Origin of the sequence: Algibacter lectus (assembly GCF_900112395.1) — a bacterium.
GTDB lineage: Bacteria > Bacteroidota > Bacteroidia > Flavobacteriales > Flavobacteriaceae > Algibacter > Algibacter lectus.
Map to the genome: position 1 here is coordinate 151,190 of NZ_FOLN01000011.1, position 12,710 is coordinate 163,899.

Annotated in this window: 6 protein-coding genes and 1 pseudogene; 6 read left to right on the top strand and 1 reads right to left on the bottom strand. The window is 34.3% G+C overall.

Features of this window, described 5'->3' with window-relative positions; all coding sequences use genetic code 11:
• The first annotated feature begins 7 nt into the window (after positions 1-7).
• The 6 genes from BM246_RS16790 (at position 8) to BM246_RS16815 (ending at position 12,367) form a co-directional block, all read left to right on the top strand.
• Positions 8-1,312, top strand: coding sequence for an alpha-L-fucosidase (locus BM246_RS16790; protein WP_206672775.1), 1,305 nt, complete (start codon positions 8-10; stop codon positions 1,310-1,312).
• 13 nt (positions 1,313-1,325) lie between these two features.
• Positions 1,326-3,434, top strand: coding sequence for a right-handed parallel beta-helix repeat-containing protein (locus tag BM246_RS16795; RefSeq protein WP_074939501.1), 2,109 nt, complete (start codon positions 1,326-1,328; stop codon positions 3,432-3,434).
• A gap of 625 nt (positions 3,435-4,059) precedes the next feature.
• The gene (locus BM246_RS16800; RefSeq protein ID WP_074939504.1) at positions 4,060-7,155 is read left to right on the top strand and encodes a SusC/RagA family TonB-linked outer membrane protein; all 3,096 of its coding nucleotides are present in this window, start codon (positions 4,060-4,062) and stop codon (positions 7,153-7,155) included.
• A 16-nt stretch (positions 7,156-7,171) separates the two neighbouring features.
• Complete coding sequence (locus BM246_RS16805; RefSeq protein ID WP_074939506.1) at positions 7,172-8,848, top strand: RagB/SusD family nutrient uptake outer membrane protein; 1,677 nt, start codon at positions 7,172-7,174, stop codon at positions 8,846-8,848.
• 417 nt (positions 8,849-9,265) lie between these two features.
• On the top strand, positions 9,266-11,341 hold the full coding sequence (locus tag BM246_RS16810; RefSeq protein ID WP_074939509.1) for a T9SS type A sorting domain-containing protein: 2,076 nt from the start codon (positions 9,266-9,268) through the stop codon (positions 11,339-11,341).
• A 549-nt stretch (positions 11,342-11,890) separates the two neighbouring features.
• A complete protein-coding gene (locus BM246_RS16815) occupies positions 11,891-12,367 on the top strand; it encodes a hypothetical protein (RefSeq protein WP_042505125.1) in 477 nt (158 codons plus the stop codon).
• Positions 12,368-12,477: 110 nt separating this feature from the next.
• Here BM246_RS16815 and BM246_RS20135 read toward each other — a convergent pair.
• Positions 12,478-12,710, bottom strand: a pseudogene (locus BM246_RS20135) (IS1182 family transposase); the annotation flags it as partial.

Here is a 12,710-nt window from a genome sequence, read left to right on the forward strand (position 1 = left end):
AAAAGAAATGATGAAGAAAATAGGACTAATATGTTTATTTGGTTTAATACTATTTAGTGCAAATGCGCAAAAAAAGTATGCCTACCCTATGCCAGAATATACGCCAACTGCGGGTAATTTAGAAGCTCGTGAAGAATTTCAAGATATGAAATTTGGAATGTTTATTCACTGGGGCGTTTACAGTATTTTGGCCGACGGAGAATGGGTAATGCTATTAAAAAAGATTCAAAAAGATAACTACAGTCGTTTAGCCGATTTTTTTAATCCTCAAGAATTTAATGCTGAAGAATGGGTTAAAATAGCTAAAGATGCCGGTATGAAATACATCACCATTACATCGCGCCACCATGATAGTTTCAGTATGTTTGATACAGATGCTAGTGATTTTAATATTGTTGATGCCACACCTTATGGAAAAGATCCTTTAAAAGAATTGGCAGAAGCTTGTAAAAAAGAAGGTATTAAATTAAACTTCTATTATTCTTTATTAGACTGGAGACGTGACGACTATAAAGATGGTAAAAAAGGAGATGAAGAAGCTTGGAATAAATATGTAGGCTTTATGAAAGCACAACTTACTGAACTGCTTACAAATTATGGCGAAGTAGGCTGTATTTGGTTCGATGGTCACTGGGACCAAAAAGAAGCTAACTGGCATTATGATGAGATTTACTCTTTAATTCACAAACTTAGTCCAAACACTTTAATTGCAAACAATCACCATATTCAACCGATTCCTGGAGATGATGTTCAAACTTTTGAGCGTGATTTACCAGGTGAAAATCACGGCGGATTTAACCATGGCGTAGAAGTGAGCCAATTACCATTAGAGTCTTGTGCTACAATGGCAGGGAAATGGGGTTACAGTATTTATGATAAAAAGTTTAAATCTACCAAACAACTTATTCACTTTTTAGTAAAAGCAGCAGGTAAAAATGGAAACCTTTTACTAAACGTAGGTCCAATGCCTAATGGTAAAATTCAACCAGAATTTGTTGATACTTTAGGAGAAGTTGGCGAATGGACTAGTAAATATGGTGAAAGTATTTATGGAACACGTGGAAATGTTGTTGGATCTCAAGATTGGGGAACCATTACTAAAAAGGATAAAACACTTTATGTTCACGTTTTAGAAGCACCATCAGAACCTTATATTTTCATTTCTGAATTTACCGAAAAAATTGCTTCAGCAACTTCTTTTGATGGAAAAACAAAAGTTAAATTCAAGCAAATGAAAGAAGGAACTTTTCTTTATCCTGGAAAAGATTTCGATGCTAGTATTGATGGTATTATCAAATTAAAATTGAAATAAAATTCTGAGTTCTATGATTAAAAAAGAATCGTTTTTTTTCATTTTAATAATTCTTTTAACCTTTAAACTTCAGGCACAAGTTACATTTTATGTTTCTACCGCCGGAAACGATTTAAATACAGGTAGCCAATCGCAACCTCTTGCTACATTGCAAGGGGCTCGCGATGCCATTAGAAACTATAAAAATGAAAATGGTATAAACCACAGTTTTGAAGTGCTTATCGAAACTGGAAATTACCTCATGAAAGCGCCTTTGGAACTCAACGCTATGGACAGTGGTTCATCTAACTTTCCAATAATCTACAAAGCAGCAAAAGGAGCAAAACCCGTTTTTAGTGGTGGAAAAAAAATAATAGAATTTAAAGTTAATTCAAATGGCCTTTGGGAAGCACAAATTCCAGAAAGCAGTTACTACAAATGGACCTTCGATCAACTTTATGTTAACAATAAACGCGCTACTTTGGCAAGAACGCCTAATAAAGGCTTTATAAAAATTGACACGGTAACACAAACTATTTGGAAGCAAGGCGCATCGAAAGTAGCCGAAAAAGCAGAGCAAAGCATTTTCTTTAATACTAAAGATGCCAAAATACTTTCAAAAATTAAACAGGAAGAAATTCACAATGTACGTTTTAAAGCATTCCATAAATGGGATTATACCTTACGACATATTGACGCCATAGATGCCGATAGTTTAAAACTTATTACTTCTGGTAAAGGTATGAAGCCATGGAATCCGTTAAAAAAGGATAGACGCCTTATTTTTGAAAACTATGAAGCGGCTCTAGATTCTGTGGGCGAATGGTATTTAAAAGATAACGGCACTTTATTATACAAACCGTTAGAAGGCCAAACTATAGCAAACACCGAAGTTATTGCTCCCGTTTTAGAAAACCTGATATCTATTTCTGGTACACCCAACAATAATACAAAACACATTACTTTTGAAGGGTTAACTTTTAAACATGCGCATTACAAAATTCCGGTTACAGGTTCGGAACCAAATCAAGCTGCAGCAAAACTTAATGCTGCCATTATGTTGGAATACGCAAACCATATTGAGTTTTTAAAATGTGAAGTTTCGCAAATTGGTCAGCATGCCATCTGGCTTGGAAAAGGTACCACACATTCCAAGGTAGAACACTGTTATTTGCATCATCTTGGTGGTGGCGGTATCTATTTAGGGGGTTTTAAACCTCTAGATGGTAAAGCGCATACTAACCATATTTCGGTAGAAAATAATATTATTCAAACCGGTGGCCAAGAGTTTCCTGCTTCAGTTGGTGTATGGGTTGGCCATAGTGCAGACAATACCATTTCTCATAACGACATTGGGAATTTCTATTATACAGGAATTTCGGTAGGTTGGGTTTGGGGCTATAAGCCTAGTTTAGCAAAACGTAACACTATTACTTATAACCATATTCATCATATTGGTTGGGATTTACTTAGTGATATGGCAGGTATTTATACCTTAGGCGCTTCCGAAGGTACACAAGTTACCCATAATGTTATTAATAATGTTCACGCCTATTCTTATGGTGGTTGGGGTATGTATGCCGATGAAGGTTCTTCTGGAATTACCTTTAAAAACAACTTAGTTTACAATACTAAAACGGGCGGATTTCAGCAGAATTACGGAAAAAATAATACAGTTGAAAATAACATTTTAGCCTTTGCAAAAAAGTATCAATTGCAATGTACTATTTCTGAAGATCATAAATCTTTCACCTTTACAAATAACATTATCATTTTTAAAGAAGGCCTTGTAGCAAAAGGTGCTTGGGACCATGTTAATGCCAGCATGGATTATAACATCTATTGGAATATTAATGGTGGCGATTATAACTTCAATAATCATAATTTTAAAGGATGGAAAAAATTAGGCTTCGATAAAAACAGCCACATTTCTAATCCGTTTTTTAAAGATGCTGAAAGTTTTAATTTCAACTTCAAAAGAAATACAACTTATAAAAAAATCAACTTTAAGCCATTTAACTATTCCGAAGCTGGCGTTTATGGTAGTAATGACTGGATTGAAAAATCAAAATTACCTCAATCTATTACAAAAGCCTTTGATGCCGCTGTTGAAAAGAATATGAAAATGAAGATTAAAAGATAATGGAATAACACCGTTAAAGTAATAGTCTATTGTAGTGTAAAACGACATCTTTTTAGCACTACAAGCATTATAAAATTACTAGTAAAAAACCTCAACTATTCTAGATAAATAGTTGAGGTTTTTTGTTTGTTTTTAAGTGAATATTTTATGATTGAAAAATGGCTCGATTACAACCTAACCATTCATCTAAAATCTTAAAATAAAAGCTCCTCATTTTCTATTAACATCGACTGTACCAAAACAAAAATAAATTCTTTCATTTTTTAATGAAAATTAATTTCAAAAACAGCTCTTTTTTCAAACTTCTTCCCAAAAGAAAAAAGAATATCATCAGTATAGCAACTGAAACTACAACATCACACAAACCGCTGAAAAATAACAACTTAAAACATAAAAAAAGAGACATTTATACGAGCTTAATTCATTTTAAAACCATGATTATCAGCACAAAAACAAAATATTTCTTACAAAACACCACAGGATAGTACAGGATGGAAGTACTGTGATAATAAAATACATTTATAATCTAGTTTATTTAATAAAACTCCTCTCGGATTTAAACATTAAATAAGCAAAAAAAACAACCAATTTTAACTAAAGAAGTATCACAATTAAATCAAGATTTATGAACAAAAAATTAATGTTATTTTATGTTTGCTTAATGTCTTTTACATTAGCAAATGCGCAATCGATTACAGTCTCCGGATTAGTAACCGATACACAAAATATGACTCTGCCCGGAGTTAATGTTTTAGTTGAAGGGAGTAATAACGGAGCTCAAACAGATTTTGATGGAAAATACAGCATTACTGCAAAAAAAGGTGATGTACTTGTGTTTTCCTATTTAGGAATGAAAACCGCTAAAGTAACAGTCGGCACATCTTCCGAAATCAATGTATCATTAGAAGAAGATATTGCCGGACTAGACGAAATTGTACTTGTTGGTTACGGTACAGCCAAAAAGAAAGACATTACAGGCGCTGTTGAGCGGGTTACATTAGAGAACTCTCCTATCGCACTTTCGGCTAACACAAGTGTTTTACAAGCTATTAGAGGTGCTACACCAGGTATTAATATTGGTGCACAAAACTCTGCAGGAACAACACCATCTATTTTAGTAAGAGGGCAAAACTCTATTAATGGTAATAACGATCCTTTAATTGTTTTGGACGGTATTGTGTTTTTAGGAAGTGTTAATGACATAAACCCTAACGATATTGCATCTCTAGATATACTAAAAGATGCTTCGGCTGCTGTTGTTTATGGGTCTCGTGCCGCCAATGGTGTTATTTTAATTAACACAAAAAAAGGTAAAACAAGTAAACCTGTTATTAATTTCTCTACCTCTACAGGTTTTAATACTTGGCAAGATCAACCCGATTTATTAGATAGAGATCGTTATTTAGAGAAATATATAGCACAACAAAACATCGGTTCTATAGATGATATTGTTTGGGAAGAAGAATATAGAGGTGTATTACAAGACGAAGGTGTAGATACAGATTGGCTAGACTTAATTTCTAGAAACGGACAAATACAGAAACATAATGTTTCTATTTCTGGAAGATCTGACAAAGTTAATTATTTCATGTCTGGAGGTTATGAAGAACAAGAAGGTGTTATTATTGGCGACCAATTTAATAGAATTTCTGTAAGATCACGTTTACAAGCAGATATAACAGATTGGTTAGAATTAGGTCTAGACGGATCGTACACAAACAGTGATTTTTCTGGAGTAACAGCCGACGTAGGTAGAGCATTTCAAATAGCTCCAATTGGTTACCCTTACCGTTACGATGGACAACCTTTTAATACAAGCTCTAACACCTCTACAGATTTAGAACGTTACCCAACGGCTAATAATGTACCTAACCCACTTTGGGGTACCGATGGAACTCAAGAAAATTTTGATAAAAGAAATTATTTTAGACTTGCTGCTAACGCTGTAGTCAAAATACCTTGGGTAAAAGGATTAAAATATACACTTAACTATACATTAAGTCAGCAAAACAGAAGTGTAGATCAGTTTCAGTATGAAGATTATTTTATAGCACTTCCTTCAGAGAATACGCCATATTTTGATAGATATTCTCAACAATCTATACAAGCAAACCTATCTCAAGCTAATGGTAGTAACTCTAGATATACCGATAGAAACTACGTTATAGACAATATTATTAGCTATAGCAATACCTTTGGCGAGCATAACATTGACGCCACTTTAGTTGCAACTAGAGATTACAGAGTAAACGACCTCTCTACCGTATCTGGAACCGATTTTGCTGCACTTGGTAATACAACATTAGGTGTTAAAGGTGTGCCTTTCGCAACAACCGTTACAAATTCATATAGTTTAGCAGAAAGATCTAACGTTGGTTATTTAGGTCGCCTATCATATGGTTATGCTGGCAAATACAACTTAACAGGATCTGTAAGACGCGATGGAGCTTCCGTTTTTGGAGCCGATAGAAGATTTGGTACATTCTGGTCTGTTGGAGGTGCATGGACGGTTTCCGAAGAAAACTTTTTAAAAGATAATTCTGTTTTAAATTATTTAAAAATTAATGCTTCTTACGGATTAAATGGTAACCAAGGTTTAGATCCATACGAAACACTATCTCCAGTAAGTGCAGGACAACCAGGTAATATTAGATATTCATTTGGAGACGATCCTTCTGTAAGTCAATTTGGTATTTCGCAGTCTGGTCTTGGTAATCTTGAATTAGGTTGGGAAGAAACTACATCTTTAAACTTAGGTGTGCATACAGCATTTCTAAACAATCGTATTTTCTTTGATGCCGATGTTTACTTCTCACAAACTCGCGATCAAATTTTTAATAGAGTTATACCAACTACAAGTGGATTTTCTAGCATATTGGCAAGTTTAGGCCAAGTAGACAACCGTGGTGTTGAGCTTACTTTACGTACTGAAAATATAAATACCGAAGAATTTAAATGGACCTCTACACTAACCTATTGGAATAACCGAAACAAAATTGTAACCCTATACGGAGACGATATTGATGGCGATGGCATAGAAGACGATGATATTTCTAACAGCTTATTTATTGGTAAATCTTTAGGTGCGCAATATGGTTACGAGTACATTGGTGTTGTACAAGAAAGTGACACACAGTATATCGCAGATAATGGAGCACAACCTGGAGATCCAATGTTTAGAGATTTAGATGGAGAACCTGGTATTACAGGAGACGACAGAAAAATTCTAGGCTATAATGTCCCTAATTTCAGAATGGGTTTCTCTAATACATTTACTTATAAAAACTTTAGCTTATACATGCTAATTAACGGCACGTTTGGTGGCGGAAGCGAAAATTATTTTATTGGTGCAAACCCTAGAAGTAACTCTTTCCAAAACCGATTTGATTTTAACGATATAGAAAATGGAGATTGGTGGACACCAGAAAACCAAAGTACCACGAACCTACGTCCAGATTTTAATGATAGTCGTTATAGCGGTTACCAATCTAGAGGCTTTGTACGTGTACAAAACGTAAACTTATCTTATGGATTTGACCAAGATATTTTAACCCGATTAAACTTAGGTATTCGTTCTTTAGACCTATATATCAGTGCCGATAACCCACTAATTTTTACAAATTGGTTTGGTGGTGGAGATCCAGAAAAAGGAATTGCAGCATTAAACGGAACGTTCCCTGTTATGAGCGCTTACACGTTTGGAGTTAACCTTAGTTTCTAATTTTAAAAAAAATATCATGAAAATAAATTATATAAAACAATTACTATTACTATCCCTGGTGGTTTTAACTACGGGTTGTAATGATGCAGAATTTTTAGACACGGCGCCAGAAACCTTTTTAACGGTAGATAATATTTTTACTTCAGGTACTCAAGTAGATCAGGTATTAATCACTATGTACCAACAAGATCGCGCCTTAAGATCGTATGTAGATAACAACCAAGGTCGTGTTATGCACGGGCAAGGTACAGATGTTTTAACCGTACCTACCTTTAGAGAAAACACGAATTTTAGTGATTACAACTCTACAATTACACCAAGAGCTGGCCGTTTAAACACGATATATTCTGAGCTTTATCAAATGATATCGCGAGCAAACCTTGTACTTTCTTTAGCAGAACAAACTGATATTACTTTTGAAAGTGAAGACGCTAGAAGCTATATCATTGCACAAGCCAAATTCTTTAGAGCAAAAGCACATGGCCAAGCCGCACAATTATTTGGTCGCGTTGCTATTGTAGACGAACCTACAACTACCGTTAGGTTTGATTATGAACAAGCTGAAAGAGCCGAAATTTATCAATTTGCTATCGATGATTTAGAATCTATTTTAAACGATTTACCAGAAATAACAAGCGAACCAGGACGCGTAGTTCGTGGTGCTGCACAGCATTATTTAAGCGAGTTTTACCTAGGTGTTGGTATTGAGAATAATGACAACCTTGCTTATGATCAAGCTATAAAATATGCTTCGGATGTTATTGATGGCGGAATTTATTCTTTGATGACAAGTCGTTTTGGTTCTAGAGCCGATGAGCCTGGAAAAAACGTGTACTGGGATTTATTTAGATTGAACAATCAAAATTATGCCGATGGAAATACAGAAAGTATCTGGACGCATCAATTTGATTATGAAGCTTACAAAGCTGGAGATAATGGTGCCAGATTACGTTACCCTTATTATTTTAGTCCAGTGTGGAGAGCTATAGAAGGTGTTATAGGCGAGCTAGAAGATGTTGGAGGAAGAGGCGTTGCTTTTCTTAGACCTACAGAGTTAACAGAAACCATTATTTGGGAACCTAGCATTTCTGATGGTGATATGCGTGGTGAAGAAAGTAACATTAGACGTACTGTTTTATACAACGACCCTAGTGCAGCTAATTTTGGACAAGTAGTACCGCAAGACGTACTAGATGCGGCAAATGTAGGCTTGGCCGATGGTGCATACTTCCCGATTTATGAAAAGTTAACTACAGATCAATTTGAAGGTCTAGATGATGGAGAACGCAGAGAAGATATATGGAGAGACCGTTATGTAATACGCTTACCAGAAACTATTCTTTTAAGAGCTGAAGCACACTTAAGAAAAGGAGATACTCAATTAGCTGCCGATGATATTAATTTAATAAGACAACGCGCAAATTGTAATGTATTAGCAACTGCTGCTATGGTAGATCTAGATTTTATTTTAGATGAAAGAGCTAGAGAGTTATTTGTAGAAGAAAGTAGATGGAACACACTATTACGTATGGGCGGCAACATTGCTTCAGATCGTATTAGAAGATATGCCAGATACGATTATCAAGTTAACAGTTTAACATTCGACTTTAATACATTCCCAATTCCGCAAACGGTAATAGACCGTAATAAAGATGTTATTTGGGAACAAAACCCAGGTTGGGAAGGCAGATAATTATCAGTACATTTTAAATAGTTAGTTTTAGAGACATCCGGTAAATATCATTTTTATCGGATGTTTTTATTTTATAAATTTTAAACCTCAATCAAATTCAACCTACCAAAAAACACCACACCTCGATTAATTTTTACCAGAAGCCCATTATATATAAAAATGGGGCATTGAAGTGGACGAATTAGGCACAGTTCCTTATAAAAAACATTCAATTAAGGCGCCTTAAAACCATCTTAAAAATCGAACATCAAAAATCTCACATAATTATTTTATGTGAGATTTTTCATTTTAAACACCACTCCTATTTCATTTCATCTTACTATTCATTACTTTTACCGACTGAATATCAGTTGCTTTTGGTTAGTTTCATTTTTAATTATAAAACAGTATCTGCTTTTCATATCATCCCAGATTACCATGAAACACATTATACTCTTAGCGATTTTAACATGTTCCTTAAATTGTTTTTCTCAATTTGGAGCAGATTATTCTTCTTACGGATTCAATTTTGTTAACGATACTTATAACCATGGTTTAAAAAACTGGACAGGCACTAATATTAATGATGCTAGTAAATTCAATCTATACAAACAAGATGCACAAAACAACTATGCGCTAGAGTTAAAACCAGTAAACGAAACGTTAAGCATCAATTACAACGATTTTGGTTACATGGATTTAAACCCATGTGCTTTTAAAATAAACATCAGGGTTAGAGTCAATCAATATTCTGGAGATACCGATAAACTCAGCTTCTCCCTTTTTACGGGTGCAAAAAAAGTAGAACTTCAATTTACTTCATCGGGAATATATTATGCCAACAGCACAAACACTTTAGAATTCATTACCTCAGCGCCTACAATAAACCAATGGATAACCTATTCTCTGGCCTTAGATAGCTGTTCTAGTAGTGCAACACTTATGTTAGAAAACGATGCCGCAAACTCATTCACGCTCAATTTACCAGATAATACCACGGCACAAAATATAAACCTCGAAGCTTTTACGGATAGTAACACAACGTTTTCATCGGAAATAGACCATCTATTCATTTACAGTAACCCAATAAAATGGTGGCTTGGGCCTTCTACCGCATTTGTAGACGATACGCCTGCCGGCTACACCAATACCACAGGCGACAGACAGCATTTTTTAGCCTTACCAAATGGCGAAAAAATTGGTTTAAATGAAAACGGTGGCGGCTACATTACCTTTACAGAATTAACACCTGGTGGCCCAAATCTAGATCCGTTTCCTAAATTTGGTTCTGGAGGCACAAAAACCCTAAGAGGTTATTTCCATACCAGTAATTTTAACCCAGTGCAAGCAGGAATTTCTAGTACATCGGGCGGGCATTTGGTTAATATAAATACTACCGCCAATAAGGTTGAAGTAGAGCGTTTTCCGTTGCACTCTTATATTCAAGATGATTTTATAGAAAACACACCTTTAGTTTACCCTAATAATGAAACCCTTGGAGATGAAAACGATCCTGCCATTATTGATGATGATGTTTACGATGAGTTCGGGCTCGATATGAGGCACGAGTTAATGTGCGAATTAGATTTTAACACCTCTATAGAAAATGTAACTAAAACCGGCAGTATATCTACCGTAAGGCACATTGCAGAATGGGAATACATACGTCATCCATCATTTATTCTTCAATTTCATGAAGTAAACGAGAGTGTGCGTCCAGATTTTGAAACCTTTACAGGTGCCAATAACGATATGGGCGAAATGCGACATAAATTTGAGTTTAGACTAAACAAAGATTTAGGTTACCAGTGGATTTTGTGGAGAGACTCCAATAACGCCTGGCAATCTTTAAATGTAACAGCCGTTGGCGATTCTAAAAAAATAACAATACGCACCAACACCGCATTAGAAAAACGTTTTTTAGTGTTTTCTACCTCATCAGATCCTGATGCTCCGGGAGCCGTTTCTTGGTTTTATCCAGAAAGTGATTATAACACCAATAGTACTTTAGGAAAAAGCAGAACCGATAAAACGGTTAACTACACACACGATAGAAGAACCTCTGTAACCATAGTTGCCGATTGGAGAAAAACAAATTGGTGCAGAATGAATTTGTATATAAGAAATGAAGGCTTAATTGCGCCATCTAACGGCGACCCGAATATATATGAAGCTTTCCAAATGGAAGCCTTACAGCTATTTGGTACACCTAACGAGATACTAGATGAAGTGATGGCTTATGATGATACTTTAGTTACCAATGCTATTGAACAGAATACAGCCACTCAAATTTTCCCTAATCCGTTTGCTAATAAACTAACCATTACTGGGAAAAATTTACTGAATAAAAAAGTGAAATTATACTCTATGTTAGGCAGAAATATATCCAATGCTGTTGAATTTATATCTCGCTCTAACAATAAAGTTGTACTCAGAATAAATAATTTAAATTCCGAAACTTATTTCTTGAAGGTAGGAAACACCACAAGAATGATAAATAAACTTGAACGCTAATTACCTTGCCATTCAAGCATATTTACAATGAAGCTGTTTATTTTTTGCTTGCTTTTTTAGCCAACTTTGCAGCTTTTTTTTCTTTAGGCGTTAATGTTGCCTCTTTTTTTACATTCTTTTTTGAATCTTGCGATTTAGCCATAACTTAATGTTTTAAAATGTTTTAATTGTGGATTAAATGTAGTGAAAAGGATGATATGAAAATTTTATTACCGCTTTCTTTTATAAAAATTAGCCGTTACGCCTTAAAAGAGATTAAAAAACCCTGAAATTCCTGGATAACAAAACAACCTGTTTTTATTATTTATTTTACTCAATTACGGTTTTCCGTAAAACTAATTAATTATGCCTTTGTACTTTAGCTTCAGTTTAAGAAAAATAGGTAGAAATACGTATGTTTTTTATTACTAAGAATAACTAACTTCGGCCGAATCTCTTCAATGGGTTTTCTATTATGTAGAATGATGCTGTTTGGGATGGTTTTGGAGTGAATGAATAGTTGAAGTAGTTATATGAATGAGTTGTACATAATTAAAACAGATTAACTCTATGATAGAAACAATTGAAAATTATTGTAAAACAAATGATTATGAAGATTTTGAAAAAATTGGAAATGAGTTTGTTTTTCATATTGATTGGCGCGAATTCGATGACGCAATAGTTGAATATTGTGAAAGTAGAATCCAAACAGGTTTCTTAAGTGCTAAGCTTAATAATGATGTACTTTCAATCAATTACGATAGAAATAACTTCCAAACCAAAATAACAGACAGTAGAGATACAACTTTGAAATTTTTAAACAAAATCTTATTGCCAAAATATGAAATAAGGTTTTGCTCCATAACTTTTCCATCAGACACATTGGGATTTATTATTTTATCAAGCGAAAAGTGGGGAGAAGTTGAAAAAAGAGTTTCAAAAGTGAAATTGGATAAGGTTTTTGAACCTATCAGAGAGAACTCTAAAATGTTTGAACGAGAGTTTAAGATTGAATTTGATGATAATATCAAACTTGATTTAGAATAAATAACTATGTACAACAATGGTAACCGTTGCACAACCCCTTAAAAAAGTATAAAAACAGCTTAAAATCTTTGTTTTTAAGCTGTTTTTATTTTTGATACTCCATATTTTCTCTAAAATATAAGTGGCTTAAAACATATCATTCGAACGCTTATTAGGTGTTTTTTTGTGCTTTTAATAATAACAAGTATTCCCGCTATACTTTCTGGCAGGTTTTTCATATATTTTAAATATTTTTTAAGATTATAGGCTGTTGCTGATACATGCATACACTTATTAGCTTGTTTAATCCCAAGGGTATTCACTTTCCCCATGCCTAAAAACTGAGTTAGCGTTCCAAAAACAG

What these genes read in the sequence shown, in the direction of transcription:
- BM246_RS16790 (WP_206672775.1), top strand. Translation starts at nt 8, where the DNA reads ATGATGAAGAAAATAGGACTAATATGTTTATTTGGTTTAATACTATTT.
- BM246_RS16795 (WP_074939501.1), top strand. Translation starts at nt 1,326, where the DNA reads ATGATTAAAAAAGAATCGTTTTTTTTCATTTTAATAATTCTTTTAACC.
- BM246_RS16800 (WP_074939504.1), top strand. Translation starts at nt 4,060, where the DNA reads ATGAACAAAAAATTAATGTTATTTTATGTTTGCTTAATGTCTTTTACA.
- BM246_RS16805 (WP_074939506.1), top strand. Translation starts at nt 7,172, where the DNA reads ATGAAAATAAATTATATAAAACAATTACTATTACTATCCCTGGTGGTT.
- BM246_RS16810 (WP_074939509.1), top strand. Translation starts at nt 9,266, where the DNA reads ATGAAACACATTATACTCTTAGCGATTTTAACATGTTCCTTAAATTGT.
- BM246_RS16815 (WP_042505125.1), top strand. Translation starts at nt 11,891, where the DNA reads ATGATAGAAACAATTGAAAATTATTGTAAAACAAATGATTATGAAGAT.